An 18,394-nucleotide genomic window follows, 5' to 3' on the forward strand; every position below is an offset into this window, starting at 1 on the left:
AGGCAGACTATGTATGTGATCAGCATCAACTATAAGAAAGCGCCGCTGGAAGTGCGCAGCCGTTTTGCTTTTTCTGTGGAAGAGCAGCTTGCCTTTCTCAAAAAACTGGGCGAGGGGAGCGACATGAAGCACAGCGTCATCCTTTCCACCTGTAACAGAATGGAGTTGTATACGGAGTTTCCGGGGGAAGAGGATATGGAGACGGAGATGGCGACTGTCCAGCGCCGATGGGAGCGGATGGAGGAGGCTGTCTGTGAGGCAAAGGGCGTGCCTATCGAACTGTGCCGTCAATACGGCAACTGTTATTACGGGACCGGCGCTCTGCGGCATCTGCACCGGGTAGCGAGCGGTGTCGATTCCATGGTCATGGGAGAGGACGAAATACTCGGTCAGGTGAAAGATGCCTGGTATCGGGCGCTGGAGACGAAGTGCACGGACTTTGCGCTCAATACGGTGTTTCGCAGCGCCGTCACCTGTGCGAAAAAGATCAAGACAGATACGAGTCTTTCGAAGACTTCCGTCTCTGTGGCGACACTGGCCGCCGGACAGATCATGAATTTTGTCAGAGAACAGGGACTGAAAACGGCAAAAGTGATGATCATCGGCATTACTGGAGCGACGGGGAGCACGGTCATGAAAAATATTCGGGGTCAAAAAGGACTGATTCTCATGGGGACGAGCAGAAAACATGGAGCGGACGGACAGGTGGTAGAGATCGAAGGCGTGCAGATGGTTCCTTATGAAGACAGGTACACGGCTATGGGGGACTGCGATGTCGTTGTCAGCGCTACGGGAAGCCCTCATTATACGGTGACTTACGAGGCATGGCGCAGAGCGCGGGAGGAAGCGGCGAAAGACAGACAGGTGCCTGCCGGAGTGCTCTGGCTTGATCTGTCCGTACCTGCGGACATCGACAGAAATGTGTCTGAGTGTGGCAGCCTCTATCAGATGGATTATTTTCACGGACTGGCCAGCAGTAACAATGAAAAAAAACAACAGGCGAAAAAAAGCGCCGAGCATATGATAGAGGAACAGCTTGACGTATTAAAAAAAGAACTGCTTTTCCACCGGATATTGCCGGAGATCCCACAGATGAAGGAAGCGGCGGCGGGGATCACGTTTGAGCAGCTTTTGTACCGCGTGCGGGATGGAGCCGTCTATGAGGAGATGAAGGGTTTTCTGGAAGCTCTTCGCAAAGCATTGAGAGAGGAAGGGCAATGACGTATTTTCCCATGTTTGTCTCACTGGAAGGAAAGCCGTGTCTGATCGTCGGCGGAGGCCGGGTGGCGGCCAGAAAGTGCAGGGGACTGCTTGCTTTCGGAGCGGAGGTGACCGTCGTTGCGAAACGTTTTACGGCCGAATTTGAACTACATAACGTGTTGCTCCCCGATCAGGATATGTCTGACAGGGCAACGGCGTGTGACTGCCTTGCGGATGGCTGTGTGCAGAAGATCACGCGCGCCTTTCATTCAGAGGATGTGACGGAAGGCAAATGGGCGCTTGTCGTGACGGCTACCGACAGCCGGGATGTCAATCATATGGTCGCGGCATTGTGTCATGCGCGACAGATTCCGGTCAATGTGGCGGATTGCCAGGCGGAATGCACCTTTTTCTTTCCCGCCTACTGTATGGAGGGAACTGTGGCTGCCGGTATCACGACGTCAGGACAGGACCCGGCGATGGCCCGCGCGCTGCGCAGGCGTCTGCAGACGGCCCTCCCCGGATGGATCGGTGAGATCCGTGAGAACAGGAAGGAGACAAAAGCGGATGAATAATGTCGTGCGCATCGGTACAAGGAAAAGCGCGCTCGCTATAGCGCAGACAAAGCTGTTGACAGAACGCTGCCGGGCAGTGGCTCCGGATCTGCAATACGAGATCGTAGAGATGAGTACGGCGGGCGACCGGATTCTGGACAGACCACTCTATGAGTTTGCCGGTAAGGGGATGTTCGTCTCGGCCTTTGAACAGGCGCTGCTGGAAGGGGAGATCGACGCGGCTGTCCACAGTGGAAAAGATATGCCGGTCGAGACTGCGGCCGGGCTGGCAATACCGGCAGTTTTGCCGAGGGCCAATCCGCGGGATGTGCTTGTAATGCCGCTGGGGACAGAGCTGACGGAGCGCTCTGTGATCGGTACGGGAAGTCTGCGCCGTCAGTATTTGGCGAGGCTGCACCTTGGCTGTCAGACAAAAAATATCCGCGGCAACGTTAATACAAGACTGCGGAAGTGCCGGGAGGGGGAGGCGGATGGTCTGATCCTTGCGGCAGCCGGACTGGAACGGCTTGCCCTGATACCGGACAGCGGCGCCTGGAGGGCCGGACAGCGGCCATTGCGCGAAGGCGTTCTGGCAGAAGGCGGCTTCTGCTTTCGGGAGCTGCATGAAGAGGATTTCCGTCCGGCGGCGGCGCAGGGGATTATTGCGGTCCAGTGCAGGGCGGACAGCCCTTATCTGCCGCTTTTGGAGAAGGTAAATGACAGGGAGACAATGGCCTGTTTTCTGGCTGAGCGCCGTTTTCTTGAAGGGACGGGAGCGGGCTGTCAGCAGCCGGTGGCGGCATATTCGTGGTGTGTAAAGGGAACGATCCGTATGCAGGCCGCATGGTGGCAGGAGGAGAGGATGCGCACTTCCTTCGGCGCTGCCCGGATCGGGCAGGGAGAAGAGATGGCGGCCCGGCTGGCGGCAGAACTGACCGGCCGTATGACAGAGACAGTGGTGCAGGGGAAGGAATACAGCGATGGATTATCATGACGGAAATCAGGGAAAGATAAACAGAGGACATGTCTATCTTGTCGGGGCGGGACCAGGCAGCGCAGATCTGATCACCGTCCGTGGACTGCGTCTTTTGCAGCGCTGTGATACGGTCGTATATGACCGACTGGCAGGGGAGGAACTTTTGTCTGAGACAAAGCCTTCCTGTGAACGGATTTATGCAGGTAAGAGAGGCGGACATCCGAGCATGACACAGGAGGAGATCAATCATATCCTGCTGGAGAAAGCCGCGAAGGGCAGGATGGTCGTGCGGTTGAAGGGCGGCGATCCCTTTGTGTTTGGCAGAGGCGGTGAAGAGGCGGAATGCCTGATGCAGGCGCAGATTCCTTTTACGTATGTGCCGGGTGTGACATCTGCCGTCTCCGTACCGGGGCTGGCTGGCATTCCGGTGACACACAGGGAGCTCAGCCGCTCCTTTCATGTGATTACGGCGCATACAACGGACAGAGATGAGGCGGCGAGAGAAGTCTATCTGCGCAGCCAGATTGAAGGAGTGAAGGCGGCAGAGGGGACTTTGATCTTTCTGATGGGCTGCTCTTGCCTTGAAATGATCTGCCGGCTGCTGCTGGAATCGGGGAAACCGCCACAGTTCCCGGCGGCAGTGGTTGCGCGCGGCACAAGATATGACGAGACTGTCATCTCGGGTACGATCTCTGATCTGGCCGGGCGGGTCAGAGAGGCAAACGTCAAATCGCCGGCAATTATTATAGCGGGAGATACGGCGTCCTTCTGCCTTAGAACAGAATCTTCCCTGCCGCTGAGCGGTGTGCGGATCGGTCTGACAGGAACGAGGGCATTGACAGAGCGGTTATCACAGACTTTGCGGGAGGCAGGCGCGGAGACAGTCTGGGTGCAGGAATTGTTTGTGCACAAGCTGGATGGGCAGGAGCAGTATTTCGAAAACCTGTCTGTTTACACATGGATTGTGTTCACCAGTGCGAACGGCGTGCGGATATTTTGGGAACAGATGAGAGAGCGGAATCTTGATGTCCGTATCCTTGGCGGTGTGAAAGTCGCAGTGATCGGAAGCGGGACAGCGGATTGTCTGCGGGAGTATGGACTTTGGGCGGATTATATGCCGGATACGTATACGGCCGGGGCGCTGGCAGCAGGACTTTTGAAATTGCTGGACAGAGAGCGGGATCGTGTGCTGCTTTATCAGGCGCGGGAAGGGAATCCGGTGCTGGAGGAGACATTCCGGAGGTCCGGAATCAATACGGAACGGGCTTTTGCCTATACGGTGGAGGCTGGAGAGCTCCATTCCTGGGCGGCGCTTGATACGCTGACATATCTGACGTTTGCCAGCAGTTCCGGTGTCCGTGGATTTATCAGAGAAGATCCGGAGCGTTTTGCCAGAAAAGAGCTGCGACATCTGCGGGCCGTCGCGATCGGAGAGAAGACGGCGCAGGCACTGGCCGGGGCAGGTTGTAAACACATCGTGACAGCCGCTTCCTGTACGGTCCGTGGGCTGACACAGGCGATCGTGGAAGATATGCAGTTACGAGGGCGATGACAGAAAGGACAGGCGAGAGTGATGAAAAGAATGAGAAGGCTGCGCAGCAGTGAGGCGATGAGAAACCTTGTACGGGAGACAAGACTTCATAAGGAACAGCTCGTATATCCGATCTTTGTGATCGAAGGGAAAAATATCAAAAACCCGGTCGAATCCATGCCGGGTATTTATCAGTATTCCATCGACAGACTGGAGGAAGAATGCGAGAGGATACGGAAAAGTGGTGTGCGGAACGTGCTCCTTTTTGGCATTCCGGAACACAAAGACGAAGTGGGAAGTCAGGCTTATGATAAAAACGGTATTATGCAGCGGGCGATCCGCTTTTTGCGGGAGCGGTATCCGCAGCTTTTACTGATCGCAGATGTCTGCCTCTGCGAGTATACGTCTCATGGCCACTGCGGTCTTGTGGATGGGTGTCATATTCTCAATGACGAGACACTGCCGTTGCTTGTAAAAATGTCGGTCAGTCTGGCAGAGGCCGGGGCGCATATGATCGCGCCTTCCGATATGATGGATGGCCGGGTGGCAGCGATCCGTGCCGGACTGGATGAGGCAGGATTTCAGGAGATTCCGGTCATGTCCTACAGTGCCAAGTACGCCTCGGGTTACTATGCGCCGTTTCGCGATGCGGCCCACTCCGCTCCCGGATTCGGGGACCGGAAGACTTATCAGATGGATACGGCCAATGTCAGAGAAGCGCTGCGGGAGATGGAGGCCGACGTCGAAGAGGGCGCCGATATTCTGATGGTGAAGCCAGGCCTTGCTTATCTTGATGTGCTGCGGGAAGCGCGCCGCCGGTTTGATCAGCCGATGGCAGTGTACAATGTGAGCGGCGAGTACTCTATGGTGAAGGCAGCGGCGCAAAACGGCTGGATCGATGAAAAGAAGATCGTCATGGAGAACATGCTTGCGATGAAGCGGGCGGGCGCGGACATCATCATCACCTATCATGCGCTCGACGTAGCGGGATGGCTGGAAGAATAGATGAATAAAAGAATAAAGAGGCAGTGTTGGCAAGGCGCTTTGTGCAGCTGTATCAAACGGATTAGCATTGCCGGTCTGCTGGGCCTGCTGCTTATGCCGGGTACAGATGTCCGCGCCAGAGAGGAGCCGCCGCCCGGACCGCTCATACAGACAACAACCCCGCAGGATGAGTACGAAGGGCTTGTTCATCTGGGACTGCTGCGGACGCCGGAAAATTATAATGGAGATATGTCGCAGTCGATCCGAAATGTCATGCCTGCGGTCGTCCAGATCCGGACCGGCCGATTTCTTGGCAGTGGGATTATACTGGAGATTGGCGAGGACACTTTATTGATCGCATCCAACAGACATCAGCTCCAGAGCCAGGAATATTCTCTGATCCGCCTGTACAATGGGGAAGAGGTTCCCGCAAGGCGCGTTTATCTGTCGGACACTTATGATCTTGGGTTTGCACTGGCGGACATCAGCGGCCTTGCCTATGAGGAGAGGCGGCAGCTTTGTGCTGTTTCCATGCGGGAAACCTGCGAGGACGGACTGATCCGGGGCACAGAGATGTTTCTCATCGGGTCCGCGGACGGGGTAGCCTGCAATATTTATGAGGGGACTGTCGTGGATCCCTGGTATTATTTTGAGGAATTCGGTTCCTATATGATTTATAATTATTGTAAGGCGAAAGCCGGTATGTCCGGCGGCGGAACATTTGATGAGCATGGGCACTGTATTGGTATGATCACGGGTGGATTCGAACAGGAGACTGCCAGCCTGCCGATGGCCTGTATCCGCGAGGAGTGGGAGAAAGTGCGGTGAGCAGCGGCAGCGGTGGACGCCGGAACTGAAATGTGGTATGATTTGGCTTAAATAAAATCGCTGGAAAGCCGGAGAAAAGCCGGCGTCAGAGTAGGAAGAGGGAAAGAACATGACAAAGATAGACATTATATCCGGTTTTCTGGGGGCCGGAAAGACGACATTGATTCGGAAGTTGTTACAGGAGGCACTGCAGGATACGAAAGTTGTACTGATTGAAAATGAATTCGGAGAGATCGGCATTGACGGCGGATTTTTAAAAGAGTCCGGGGTGGAGATGCGGGAGATGAATTCCGGCTGTATCTGCTGTTCTCTTGTTGGAGACTTCGGTGCCTCTCTTCAGGAAGTATTGACGACATATGCGCCGGAGCGAATTCTCATCGAGCCGTCGGGTGTCGGCAAGCTGTCCGATGTCATCCGGGCGGTCCAGAATGTGAATACGCAGGCGGAGGTTACGCTCAGCAGTGCGGTCGCAGTCGTGGACGCGGCCAAGTGCAAGATGTATGCCAAGAACTTTGGAGAATTTTTCCTCAACCAGATCGAACATGCGGGACTGATCATTTTGAGCAGAACAGGCAATATCAGTCAGGAGAAGACGGCGAAAGCGGTGGAGATCATCAGGGAGCACAACAAAAAGGCAGTGATCATTACAACCCCCTGGGAGGAACTGGATGGTGCGCAGATTCTGACAGCCATGGAAGAAAAAAACGACTGGATGACACAGCTTTTGCAGGAAGTTCGCAGACAGCACGAAGAGGGACATCATCACGATGAGCACGGACACTGCCATGATGGGCATGAGCATTGCCATGATGGGCATGGGCATCATCACGACGGGCATGAGCACTGCCATGACGGACATGGACATCATCACGACGGACATGAGCACTGCCATGATCATCACCATGACCACCATGGACCGGACTGTACCTGTGGCTGCCATGATCATGAACATCATCATGCGGATGAGATTTTTACGAGCTGGGGCCGGGAGACATCGGCTTCTTATACGAAGGCAGAGATTGAGGAGAGACTGTGTGCACTGGAAGAAGAAAAAACGTACGGTTATATTTTGCGGGCCAAAGGGATGTTGGCGGACGGCAACGGTGGCTGGACGTATTTTGACTATGTGCCGGGTGAGGTGGATGTGAGAGCCGGGAAAGCCGAACTGACCGGAAAAATCTGTGTGATCGGTTCAGGTCTGCAGGAAGAGCGGCTGGCAGCATTGTTTGACAAATAGTGAATGAGGGGACAAGATGAAGACTGTTTATATGATCAATGGCTTTCTGGAGAGCGGCAAGTCGGAATTTATCCGCTATACGCTGGACCAGCCTTATTTTCAGATAGGCGGGAAGACACTGCTCATTCTCTGTGAAGAGGGGGAAGTGGAAATTACACAGGCACTGCTGGAGAAAAGCCATACCGTGCTGGAGGTCATCGAAGAGAAAGAGGAGTTTACAACGGAACATCTGATCGCGCTGGAGAAGAAGCATAAGCCGGAGCGCATCATTATTGAATACAATGGTATGTGGAACTTTAAGGAGATGAAGCTGCCCTGGCACTGGCGGATCGAGCAGCAGATCACAACGATCGACGCCTCCACGTTTCCAATGTATTATACGAATATGAAGTCACTGCTTGCCGAGATGCTCCGTAAATCCGATCTGGTTATTTTTAACCGCTGCGATGGCATTCAGGACCTGAGCAGTTATAAGCGGAATGTGAAAGCCATCAATCAGAAAGCGGAGATCATTTTTGAGGATGCGAACGGCGAGGTGAATACTATCCTGGAAGATGAACTTCCGTATGACGTGAAAAAAGATACGGTGGAACTGGACGATACCGGTTATGGCGTCTGGTATCTGGACTGTCTGGACCATGCCGGCAGATATGAAAATAAAAAGATCGTTTTCACGGCTATGGTGCTGAAACCAAAGGAATTTCCGGACGATTACTTTGTACCGGGCAGGATGGCAATGACCTGTTGTGCAGATGACATGGCGTTTATCGGGTTTGCCTGTCAGTACGACAAGACCGATGAGCTGCAGGACAGAGATTGGGTCAGGGTGACGGCCACTCTGACATGGGAGTACTGGGCGGGGTATGAAAGCGAGGGACCGATTCTCCATGCGCTCTCAGTGGAACCGACCAGGGCGCCGAAAAAAGAGATCATTGATTTTACGTAAAGAGGCGATGCGGAGATGTCTGTGGATGCGGAGAGAGAATACCAACAGTTAAAAAAACGGTATATGGAACTGGCAGAGAAATGTTACAGGCAGAACGTATACTGCTTTACTGATTTCCTGGGGATGGCGCAGATCGATGCCTTTTACCGGATGGAGAAGGAACTCTCCCATGTGCCTTGTACACTCTACGGAGGAAACGAGGGCTGTGAGCGGGTGATAGTGCGTTTTGGCAGTCAGGAGATGCTCGGCTATGAGGAACCTTTCCCGATTGTCTGTCTGATGATCAGACCGGTGGCGGAAAAGTTTGCAGAAATGCTGACACACCGGGATTTTCTTGGGGCGTGTATGAATCTGGGGATCGAGAGAGATCTGATCGGCGACATCGTTGTCAGGGGAAAGTGTGCGTATGTGTACTGTATGGAGCGGATCGTGCCATATATTGTGGATCATCTGACGAAAGTCAGACATACGTCCGTACACTGCCAGCCATTTGAGGGAGAGCCGGAGAGTCTGGCTCCCACACTGGAAATGCGGCAGTATCAGGTGGCGTCGCAGCGACTGGATGCGGTGATCGCCAAAGTATTTCAACTGTCCCGGGAAAAGAGTGTGCTCCTGTTTCGGGAGAAAAAGATATTTGTCAACGGACGCCAGCAGGAGAATAACAGCAGCGTGCCGAAGACGGGAGACATCGTCTCCGTGAGAGGTTATGGAAAGTTTGTATATCGCGGGGAGACGCATGTGACGAGGAAAGGGAAGAGCAGTGTCGGGATAGCGCTGTATCAATAACAATTCATAAATGGCAATCAGGGGAGCTGGCGAAAGGGGAGGCCATACATATGAAATGTAACAAAATACGGTTTATTGAGCCGGGAGAACGTCCTTATAAAAGGACATTTCTGAATTATTTTGTCTATGACAGATATATCAGGACCCCTTCCGTGGGTCTGAATCTGCTGGCGACGATCGTGAAAAAAGAGTTCGACGATACGTTTATGTACAGTGAAGCCATATCAAAAATTGTTAAAAATGATGTGATGGATGCCGATGTGATTTTTATCGGTATTTTTACATTTAATGCCAACCGTGGGTATCGGCTTGCACAGTATTTCAAAAGAAAGACAAAGGCGGTTGTCGTCATGGGCGGACTTCATGCGTCGATGAACTACCGGGAAGCTGTACGCTACTGCGATTATGTGTTGCTTGGTGAGGGGGACGAAAGTATTTTGGAACTTCTGCATTGTCTGCGGGAGGACAGACCGGTCGATATTCCGGGCGTTGCCTTTCTCAGGGATGGCCGGACCGTGATGACGGGAAAGCGGCAGCCACCGGAATCGATCGATGGGATTCCGGACCGCAGTCTTGTCTGGCAATACCAGAACCGTGTGCATTATAACACGATCTGGCCGCAGGTCCATGCCTCCAGAGGATGTCCCCATAACTGTGACTACTGCGCGCTTGTACGCCATTACGGCAGACGGGTCCGAACGCGCTCGGTGGCCGATGTGATCGGGGATATCCGATACTCGTTGAAGTTTTTTGAGTCCGGGCCGTTTCCGCGTCTGCTCAGAGGACTGTGGCTGACCGATGATAATTTCTTTGCCGAGAGGGAATGGGCAATGGACGTTCTGCAGGCAATTATCGAGAGTGGTATCCGCACGAACTTTACAGTGCAGGCCAGATACGAGGTTGGATACGATGATGAAATGCTGGAACTGCTGAAAATGGCAGGCTTTTTTGAGATTGCTATGGGAATCGAGTTTATCGATGATTCGGATTTCCGGGCTTATCATAAAAAGAGCACGGTGGAAGAAGTCAGACGTTCGATCAGGAACATACAAAGACACGGACTCAGTGTGCGGGGACTGTTTATCTTAGGTGCGGAGAATAATCGCAGAGGAATTGGGGATCAACTGGCTGATTTTGTGATTGAGAATGACATCAAAGGCGTTTTGATCCAGTCTATGTATTTCGTGCCGGGCACTCCGGTCTATGAGGCTTGTCAGGATCGTCTGCTGCATCGCAACTGGTCAAAATATAACGGTTGTGTCGTGCATGATCCGGTAAATATCAGCCCTTATGATCTGCAGCTGGAGCATATTCATGCCAGTCTGAAGATCTACTCTTTCAGGCGGCTTCTGCATTCGCTTCTGTATGACGATCCTCTGCATAAATTATTGTTTATCGGAGAATTTTTCTGGCACAGGAGCATCTGCCGGGATCTGAGGGCAGAGCTTCCTTACCTGAGGGAGAAAAGCCGGAACCGTTAGGCCATGTCGTTCCGGCTTGCTTCATACTCCTGCATCATACTCTCATCGTCGGCACGCAGAGCCGCCGTACGTTTGTGTTTGCGCAGCAGTCCGCCGCCCTTATTATAAAACCAGAAAGAAAAGACGAGCAGATGATTCATCTTTCCGATCTTTTCTTTTGTCGTACCGTGATAATAACAGCCGCCGGTGGATGTCGGATTCCCGGAAAGGATATAGTTGATCAGATCGGTCTCACTGCGGATATTTTCACAGAGACAGGTGTAGGCGGTACCCACACAGTCGGGGCGGTGGGAATCACTGCCGCCAAATCCCGGTTTTCCGTAAGCCTGTGCCAGAAGCATGGCTCCTTCATTGCTCTGCTCCGATTCACAGGAATTGAAAGTTTCCACAAAATCAAACCGTTCCATCACAGATTTCTGTTTGCGAAACTTGCGGTTATTGGTCAGACTTAAGAACTTTTCCCCGCAGGGATGGGCAGGGCCGAGGATGCCGCCGTGCCTGTGCACGATGTCGATCAGGAGTGCCACGGGCATACCGCGCAGCTCAAGCAGAGGTACCTTCACACCGGTTGGAAGAATGACAAGAATATGGCCGGCATCGATGGTGTCGTACTCAATTCCTTTCAGCACGACAAAGTCAGAGGGCATTTCTTCTCTGTGGCTTTTCCAGTAGCGGTATCCGTTGTAGGAGTTGTGATCGGATACGAGCATTCCGCCGATTCCATGGCTTTGCAACAGTTCGATATAACGGGCGATCGGAATCTTTCCATCCAGAGAACCTTCTTTTGTGTGACAGTGCATATCAATTTTCATATTAGTATTATCTGTTTTTTTCATCCCAATATTCACATGTTGTGCCGATTATGTCGGAGTTAAATTTGGCGCCGTCTTTTTATCTGTAACCTCAGAACATAGCCTGCACGCTGTTGAGGACAGAAAATAATTGTTTCATGAAAATTCCTTTCTGAAAATGGCAAGGCGCCGGTGTATCATGACCGACGCGCTATGTAATAAGATTTATTTACTGATCAGTTTATCTACATTTAAAATATGACTTACCAGCCAGTCTGTCAGAAAATGCAGAATCTCATCGATCATCTGTTCGCTGTTTTCATCCAGATCGTGGAAATCCAGTTCCTCCAGCTTCTGAATGAAAGCGTCATGCTGCGTTTTCTGTGTGAACATGCCTTTGTAACCGATCTCTTTCATATAGGCTTCTTCGTGAGAAAAATGGAATTTGGTGTAATCTCTCAGTTCCTCCAGAAGATGAATGAGATGGTCATATTTATCGTGAAGCAAATCGTTCTGGGTCAGTTGATAAGCGTTCTCAGCAATCTCAAACAATTTTTTGTGTTCTTCATCCACGAATTCGATTCCGGTCTTATAGTCTTCCATAAATTCATACATGAGTCTTTCCTCCATTTTCTATATTTTCTCTCATTTTGGAAAAGTATGGGTTTACTGATCCCGTCCATGATTATATCATATTTACTGTCTGCCTACCATCTTTTTCGGCACTTTTCCTCGCAATACTTGCAGCGGTAGATCTCCTTCCTGGCGTCGGTCAGAATAAAAATATGAGGCAGTTCCTGTTCGATCGAAGTGATGCATCGGGGATTCCTGCATTTGATTACGTTTTTAATTTCTTTTGGGAGAGAGAGTTCTTTTTTCTCAACGATCTTGCCGTCCTTGATCACATTGACGGTGATGGTATGGTCGATGAAACCGAGAATATCGAGATTCAGTGTATCGATGTCGCACTCCACTTTCAGAATATCTTTCCGGCCCATTTTATTACTGCGGGCGTTTTTGATGATAGCCACAGTACAGTCCAGCTTGTCAAGCTGAAGATGATGATAGATGGAAAGGCTCATGCCTGCCTTTATGTGGTCGAGTACAAAACCTTCTTCAATCTTTCCTACATTTAACATTCGGGTTCCTCCTGTGTTTGCTCTGTCAATTCAAGCAGCGTATAGATCAGGGCCATACGGACATAGACGCCATACTGCGCCTGACGGAAGTAGACGGCCCGGGGATCGTCGTCCACTTCCACGGAGATCTCGTTGACCCGGGGAAGCGGGTGCAGGATAAGCATGTCCTTCCTTGCCAGCGCCAGTTTTGCCTGGTCGAGGATGTAGAAGTCTTTTAGGCGGACGTAATCTTCTTCGTTAAAGAAACGTTCTTTCTGTACGCGGGTCATATAGAGAAGGTCGAGCTGCCCGATACAGTCTTCGAGCCGTATCATTTCCTGATATTCAATCTGTTTTTCCTTCAGCATATCGGTGATATAGTCGGGCACATGCAGTTCTTCCGGCGAGATGAAAAGAAAGCGGATCTTTTCATAACGGGAGAGAGCATGGATGAGTGAATGTACGGTGCGCCCGAATTTCAGGTCCCCGCAGAGACCGATCGTCAGCTCCGACAATCTGCCTTTCAGGGAACGGATTGTCAGCAGATCGGTAAGTGTCTGTGTGGGATGCTGGTGGCCTCCATCCCCGGCGTTGATGACGGGAATCCTCGAGCGGCTTGCAGCTACCATCGGCGCGCCTTCCTTTGGATGACGCATGGCGCAGATGTCCGCATAGCAGGAAATGACGCGGATCGTATCGGAAACGCTTTCCCCTTTTGCCGCGGAGGAGGAGTCTGCGTCGGCAAAGCCGAGTACCCTTCCGCCGAGGTTGAGCATGGCGGCCTCAAAGCTCAGCCGGGTTCTTGTGCTCGGTTCATAGAAGCAGGTCGCCAGCTTTTTCCCCTCACACACGTGGGCATACTTGTCCATATGGCGTTCCATGTCGTTTGCCAGATCAAACAGTCTGTCCAGCTCGTCTGTCGTAAAGTCAAGCGGACTCATAAGATGTCTCATGCTATCGTTCTCCTTTGCTTTATGCCTCTTTCGTTTTTCGCAAAAAAATCGAAGGAATAAAATCCCTTCGATTTATGTATTATTGTTGATAGGATACGAGATCGGCCACAGGCTTTCTTTTTGGCGCTGCCGGGACTTCATCCGGGTATCCGATCGGGATCAAAGCGACAAGCTCCCTGTCCTCAGGGATTGCCAGCAGATCAGCGACAACTTCCCCGTCGAAGATTCCTACAATTACGGAACCGATCCCCTGTTCATATGCGGCGAGACAGAAAGCCTCGGAAGCAATGCCGGCATCGAACATCTGCCATGTGTCACCACGCGGCGTTGTAAATGACCCGTCCCGCTCATAGCCGCATCTGTTTTTGATCACGGTGACGGCGATCAGCATGGGAGCATTCTGAATGATAACTCCATTGTTCGGAAATGTGGAAGTACATTCCCTGCCGATCCTGTCTTTTAACGCGCTTTCAACGGCAATGTAGCGGACAATCTGTGTATGCTTCCAGCTGGGAGCATAAGACGCGGTCTCAATGACCTCCTCAAGGAGCTGGTGATCAATCGTGGTATCTTTGAATTTACGGATGCTTCTGCGTCCTTTGATACATTCTTTTGCAGTCACTTTGAATCCTCCTTTTCTGATTTACTGATACTTATGCTATCATATCATATACCCCCTTTTCTTTCAATGAAAATCTGTTATAATATGTGTTGCTACCTTCAGGGCATGTGTCCTTTTGGTCACTGAGGGCAGCAATGCGGGAGGTGGATGATGGAACTGGATATGACGAAGGGAAAACCTTCGATGCTGATCATTAAGTTTATATTTCCTCTGATCATCGGCAATATTTTTCAGCAGTTGTATAACATGGCAGATACAATTATCGTCGGACAGTTTGTGGGTGTACAGGCGTTGGCGGCAGTGGGCGCGACCGGGACGATCATGTTTCTCATCCTTGGTTTTATGCAGGGATTGACGACCGGGTTTACGGTGTTGACCTCCCAGCGTTTCGGCGCGGGGGATATGGAGGGAATGAAAAAGAGCGTGGCGATGGCGGCGCTGTTATCAGTGCTTTTTACGATCGTTATGACCACAGTCAGCGTGGCGGGCATGGGCGGGCTGCTGCGTCTGATGCGGACACCGGAGGATATTTTCATGATGTCGAAGACATATATCGTCATTATCTGTGTCGGTATGGGTTGCACGATACTCTACAATCTGATGGCCAGTATTCTGCGTGCGGTGGGCAACAGTAAGGTACCGCTCTTTTTTCTGATCATCGCTGCGATCACGAATATCGTACTGGATCTTGTGTTTGTTCTCTTTTTCCATATGGGTGTGGCGGGAGCCGCCTGGGCGACTGTGGTTTCACAGGGACTATCGGGCCTGCTCTGTATCTTTTATGTAGCGAGAAAGGTGGACATTTTGAAATTAAGGAAGGACCATTTCCGGCCGGATTTTCACCTGATGGGTGTGGAGCTCTCCGTCGGTCTGCCGATGGCGGTCCAGTTTTCAATCACGGCAGTGGGGACGATCATGGTGCAGGTGGCGCTGAATATGCTCGGCTCTGTGGCGGTGGCAGCCTATACGGCGGCTTCCAAAGTGGAACAGCTTGTGACCCAGCCGTTTGTCGCCATGGGGATGACGATGGCTACCTATGCGGGACAAAACAGAGGGATCAACGCCTACGAGCGGATCAGGCAGGGTGTCAGGTATGCCGTACTTCTGACTACCGCTTACGCCCTTTTTGTCTTTGCACTGACGATGTTACTGCGTCATTATCTGATTGCTCTGTTCGTCTCCGATCATCTGCAGCAGATAGAGACTTATGCTACGATCTATCTGTTCCTGTGCGGCACCTCCTATACGATGCTGGGTATGATTTTTATTTATCGCAATGTGCTGCAATGCTGCGGTTTTGCGCTGATCCCTACGCTTGGCGGTGTGGTGGAACTCGTGAGCCGGGCTGTGGTGGCGGTCACTGCGGCCTGTCATCAGAGCTTTGAGGGCGTGTGCCTTGCCAATATGAGCGCCTGGATTACGACCAGTTTCTTTTTATGGCTGTCTTATATGATTATCTTCCGTAAAGTCGTCAGGCAGGGTCATTTCTGACCGGCTGTTGTCGCATTGCCGGACAGAAGCCGTTCAAAGAGAAGACCGGAGCAGAACCAGAGCGGCGCATAGTCGAGCCGGATCAGTTTTCTGATATGAAAGCGGGAGCGCTCATAGTTCCAGGGACAGAGGTCTTTTCGGGAGAGCAGGATACCGGTTGTGTACTCGGCGGTAAAGATGCAGGTCATGTATATGAGTCCACGGCAGACGGCAGGCAGTTTTCGAATCAGGAGATAAATGGGTCTCAAGAACGCCGCCATACCATAGATAAAGAACATGAAGACGGAAGTATTGCCGATGCCTGTCCGTTCGCGCCGGCGAAAAGACTGCAGTGAGGTAAAAAGGATTTCAAGGCACCATCCGAGAATGCCACAGTGGATAAAGTCAGTCACTAATTTTTTCATACGGACAGTATTGCCGGAAACCGGAAAAATATTCCTCAGGATCAGGGGAACGGCGGCTGTCTGACAGGAGGACAGGGGTCATGTGGGAAGCATGTATCATGAAATACGAACAGGCAACGGAATACATGGAAAAGCTACAAAACGGCGGTATCGTACTTGGTCTGGACTCTATGAGACGGCTGCTGCGGTCGATGGGAGATCCGCAGGACAGCCTGAAGTTTGTCCATATCGCGGGGACGAATGGAAAAGGATCGGTACTCAGTTTTGTCTCATCGATACTTCGGAGCGCCGGCTATCGAACAGGCAGGTATTGTTCCCCTTCTGTCTTTTCGGCTCTGGAGAAATGGCAGGTGAACGGCAGACCGATTTCAAAGGCGGATTTTGTGAGAGGACTGGAGGCCGTGCGTCTGGCAGCAGAGACGCTGGAGGAGCAGGGGCATCCCTATCCGACGCCCTTTGAAGTGGAAACTGCGCTGGCCTTCTGGTATTTCCGGGAAAAGGGCTGTGAGATCGTAGTCTTGGAGACGGGGATGGGCGGTCTGCTCGACGCCACCAATATCGTAACGACGACAGTGGCTGCCGTGATCACTTCCGTCAGCAGGGATCACATGGGGATGCTCGGCGATACGCTGGAGGAGATCGCAAGGCAGAAGGCCGGTATTATCAAAAACGGCTGTCAGGTTATCACCGGTAAACAGGAGCCGTCTGTGATGCAGGTAATCAAGACAGTGTGTGAGGAGAAGGGCGCGGCACTGCGGACAGCCGATCCCGGCGCCGCCTCAAAAGTCCGGTATGGGCTGAGGCAGCAGAGCTTTTCTTACGGCGCGTGTGAAAAGCTGAAGATTTCTCTGGCCGGTATCTGCCAGATTGAAAATGCGATCCTGGCCGTGGAGACTGTGGAGGCGTTGCGGGAAGGCGGATACCGGGTAACGGAGAGGGCGCTGCGCGGGGGGCTGTCGGAGGCCCGGTGGCCGGGCAGGTTTTCCGTCGTCTCCCAAAAGCCGTATTTTATCGTGGACGGAGCGCATAATATCGACGCTGCGCAAAAATTAAAGGAATCTGTCTTATTTTATTTTACAAATAAAAAGATAATTATTATAATAGGAATGTTGAAGGACAAAGAATATGAGAAGATCGTGGAGATGATGGCACCCATCGCGGCGCAGGTCATCACTGTGACAACACCGGATCACAAAAGATCTCTTTCGGCCTATGAGCTGGCCGGTGTGGTCAGAACCTGTCATCCACAGGTGACGGCCGCAGACAGTGTGCAGGAGGCGGTAGAGATGGCTTATCTGCTGGCGGACAGAGACGATGTCATACTGGCGTTCGGTTCTTTGTCTTACTTGGGAGAGCTGTGCAAAATCGCAGAAAACAGAGAGTCGATCAGGAGAGACACACATGGTAGATCAGGAGAAGATTAAAGAGGCGGTAAAGTTGCTGCTGGAGGGAATTGGGGAAGATCCTTCCAGGGAGGGACTGGCGGAGACCCCGGAACGGATTGCGAAGATGTATGAAGAGATCTTTGGCGGGATGGAGGAAGATGCAGGCAGTCATCTGTCCAGACAGTTTTCCGTGAGCAACAATGAGATGGTGCTGGAAAAAGACATCGTATTTTATTCCATGTGTGAACATCACCTGCTGCCCTTTTATGGCAAGGCGCATGTGGCGTATATTCCGGACGGATATGTGGTTGGGCTTTCCAAGCTGGCGCGGACAGTGGAAGTCTATGCCAGACGGCCGCAGATACAGGAACGTCTGACGGCGCAGATCGCAGATGCGGTCATAGATGAACTGAAACCGCAGGGCGTCATGGTACTGCTGGAGGCGGAACATATGTGCATGACGATGCGGGGAATCAAAAAACCGGGCAGCAGGACGGTGACGGTTGTCACAAGGGGAATTTTTCGGGAGAGACCGGAATTGCAAAATCAATTTATGGCATATATGATGAGGTGAGAAAATGAAACGCATCGACAAAGTATTGACCCATGAGTTATTCAAAGAGTATATGGAAAAGATATACGAGTGTGAGTATAACAGGATTTTTTGCAGGCATAATATGGAGCATTTTCTTTCTGTGGCCAGGATTGCACAGATATTGAATCTCAAGCATAAGCTGAAGATTGACAAGGCCTGTGTCTATGCGGCGGCGCTGCTTCATGACATCGGCAGATTCAAACAATATGAGGACGGTACACCACACGATAAGGCCAGCGCCGCCCTGGCACTGAAGATTTTGCGTGACTGCGGATATGACGATGCGGAGACGGATATGATCATCGAGGCGATTCGCAATCACAGGAATGGGGAGATCAGGGAGGAAAAGAGTCTGCGTGGTATTCTGTACCGTGCGGATAAACTGAGCCGCAGCTGTTTTGCCTGTCCGGTGGAGCGGGAGTGTGGCAGAAAAGAGGAGAAGAAAAACAGGGCGCTTCGTTATTAACCACAAAAAGCATCTGCGCTGCGGATACTATCATAAATCAAAAGAA

At 51.8% G+C, this 18,394-nt stretch carries 20 protein-coding genes; 14 read left to right on the plus strand and 6 right to left on the minus strand.

Features of this window, described 5'->3' with window-relative positions:
* The first annotated feature begins 9 nt into the window (after positions 1–9).
* From hemA to V1224_06810, 10 genes are all read left to right on the plus strand, one after another.
* The gene (hemA, locus tag V1224_06765; GenBank protein WWR17125.1) at positions 10–1,221 is read left to right on the plus strand and encodes a glutamyl-tRNA reductase; all 1,212 of its coding nucleotides are present in this window, start codon (positions 10–12) and stop codon (positions 1,219–1,221) included.
* The gene (locus V1224_06770) at positions 1,218–1,775 is read left to right on the plus strand and encodes a bifunctional precorrin-2 dehydrogenase/sirohydrochlorin ferrochelatase (GenBank protein ID WWR17126.1); all 558 of its coding nucleotides are present in this window, start codon (positions 1,218–1,220) and stop codon (positions 1,773–1,775) included. The genes hemA and V1224_06770 overlap by 4 nt, the downstream gene beginning before the upstream one ends.
* Positions 1,768–2,748, plus strand: a complete 981-nt coding sequence (gene hemC / locus V1224_06775) for a hydroxymethylbilane synthase (protein ID WWR17127.1) — start codon at positions 1,768–1,770, stop codon at positions 2,746–2,748. Before V1224_06770 ends, hemC begins: the two co-directional genes overlap by 8 nt.
* Positions 2,735–4,282: a uroporphyrinogen-III C-methyltransferase gene (cobA, locus tag V1224_06780; protein WWR17128.1), complete on the plus strand. Its 1,548-nt coding sequence runs from the start codon at positions 2,735–2,737 to the stop codon at positions 4,280–4,282. Before hemC ends, cobA begins: the two co-directional genes overlap by 14 nt.
* Before the next feature lie 21 nt (positions 4,283–4,303).
* A complete protein-coding gene (hemB, locus tag V1224_06785) occupies positions 4,304–5,266 on the plus strand; it encodes a porphobilinogen synthase (protein ID WWR17129.1) in 963 nt (320 codons plus the stop codon).
* Positions 5,267–6,073: a serine protease gene (locus V1224_06790; GenBank protein WWR17130.1), complete on the plus strand. Its 807-nt coding sequence runs from the start codon at positions 5,267–5,269 to the stop codon at positions 6,071–6,073. It abuts the gene before it with no gap.
* 109 nt (positions 6,074–6,182) lie between these two features.
* Positions 6,183–7,310 (plus strand): CobW family GTP-binding protein, encoded by a 1,128-nt coding sequence (locus V1224_06795; GenBank protein ID WWR17131.1) that lies wholly within the window; start codon positions 6,183–6,185, stop codon positions 7,308–7,310.
* 16 nt (positions 7,311–7,326) lie between these two features.
* Complete coding sequence (locus tag V1224_06800) at positions 7,327–8,256, plus strand: GTP-binding protein (protein ID WWR17132.1); 930 nt, start codon at positions 7,327–7,329, stop codon at positions 8,254–8,256.
* Positions 8,257–8,271: 15 nt separating this feature from the next.
* Positions 8,272–9,042, plus strand: coding sequence for a YlmH/Sll1252 family protein (locus tag V1224_06805; protein ID WWR17133.1), 771 nt, complete (start codon positions 8,272–8,274; stop codon positions 9,040–9,042).
* Between the two features lie 50 nt (positions 9,043–9,092).
* Complete coding sequence (locus V1224_06810) at positions 9,093–10,523, plus strand: radical SAM protein (GenBank protein ID WWR17134.1); 1,431 nt, start codon at positions 9,093–9,095, stop codon at positions 10,521–10,523.
* Here the strand turns inward: V1224_06810 and V1224_06815 are convergent.
* The 5 genes from V1224_06815 to V1224_06835 form a co-directional block, all read right to left on the minus strand.
* Positions 10,520–11,335 (minus strand): PHP-associated domain-containing protein, encoded by an 816-nt coding sequence (locus V1224_06815; protein WWR17135.1) that lies wholly within the window; start codon positions 11,333–11,335, stop codon positions 10,520–10,522. The genes V1224_06810 and V1224_06815 overlap by 4 nt on opposite strands.
* Positions 11,336–11,539: 204 nt before the next feature.
* A complete protein-coding gene (locus tag V1224_06820; GenBank protein WWR17136.1) occupies positions 11,540–11,929 on the minus strand; it encodes a bacteriohemerythrin in 390 nt (129 codons plus the stop codon).
* Between the two features lie 92 nt (positions 11,930–12,021).
* Positions 12,022–12,453, minus strand: coding sequence for an aspartate carbamoyltransferase regulatory subunit (locus tag V1224_06825; GenBank protein WWR17137.1), 432 nt, complete (start codon positions 12,451–12,453; stop codon positions 12,022–12,024).
* The gene (gene pyrB, locus V1224_06830; protein WWR17138.1) at positions 12,447–13,385 is read right to left on the minus strand and encodes an aspartate carbamoyltransferase; all 939 of its coding nucleotides are present in this window, start codon (positions 13,383–13,385) and stop codon (positions 12,447–12,449) included. The genes V1224_06825 and pyrB overlap by 7 nt, the downstream gene beginning before the upstream one ends.
* Before the next feature lie 79 nt (positions 13,386–13,464).
* Positions 13,465–14,007 (minus strand): nitroreductase family protein, encoded by a 543-nt coding sequence (locus V1224_06835; GenBank protein WWR17139.1) that lies wholly within the window; start codon positions 14,005–14,007, stop codon positions 13,465–13,467.
* Positions 14,008–14,154: 147 nt separating this feature from the next.
* Here V1224_06835 and V1224_06840 point away from each other — a divergent pair, with 147 nt between their 5' ends.
* Complete coding sequence (locus V1224_06840; GenBank protein ID WWR17140.1) at positions 14,155–15,498, plus strand: MATE family efflux transporter; 1,344 nt, start codon at positions 14,155–14,157, stop codon at positions 15,496–15,498.
* Here the strand turns inward: V1224_06840 and V1224_06845 are convergent.
* The gene (locus V1224_06845) at positions 15,489–15,902 is read right to left on the minus strand and encodes a hypothetical protein (protein ID WWR17141.1); all 414 of its coding nucleotides are present in this window, start codon (positions 15,900–15,902) and stop codon (positions 15,489–15,491) included. The genes V1224_06840 and V1224_06845 overlap by 10 nt on opposite strands.
* A gap of 80 nt (positions 15,903–15,982) precedes the next feature.
* Here V1224_06845 and V1224_06850 point away from each other — a divergent pair, with 80 nt between their 5' ends.
* From V1224_06850 to V1224_06860, 3 genes are read left to right on the plus strand one after another with little or no spacing between them, the layout of a single operon-like run.
* Positions 15,983–17,326 carry a folylpolyglutamate synthase/dihydrofolate synthase family protein gene (locus V1224_06850; GenBank protein ID WWR17142.1) on the plus strand — a complete coding sequence of 448 codons (1,344 nt, stop codon included), beginning with the start codon at positions 15,983–15,985 and terminating at the stop codon, positions 17,324–17,326.
* On the plus strand, positions 17,304–17,861 hold the full coding sequence (folE, locus tag V1224_06855) for a GTP cyclohydrolase I FolE (protein WWR17143.1): 558 nt from the start codon (positions 17,304–17,306) through the stop codon (positions 17,859–17,861). Before V1224_06850 ends, folE begins: the two co-directional genes overlap by 23 nt.
* A 4-nt stretch (positions 17,862–17,865) precedes the next feature.
* Positions 17,866–18,348, plus strand: coding sequence for an HD domain-containing protein (locus tag V1224_06860; protein ID WWR17144.1), 483 nt, complete (start codon positions 17,866–17,868; stop codon positions 18,346–18,348).
* Positions 18,349–18,394 lie beyond the last annotated feature (46 nt).

This window comes from Lachnospiraceae bacterium JLR.KK008 (assembly GCA_037015955.1).
Taxonomy (GTDB): domain Bacteria; phylum Bacillota; class Clostridia; order Lachnospirales; family Lachnospiraceae; genus VSOB01.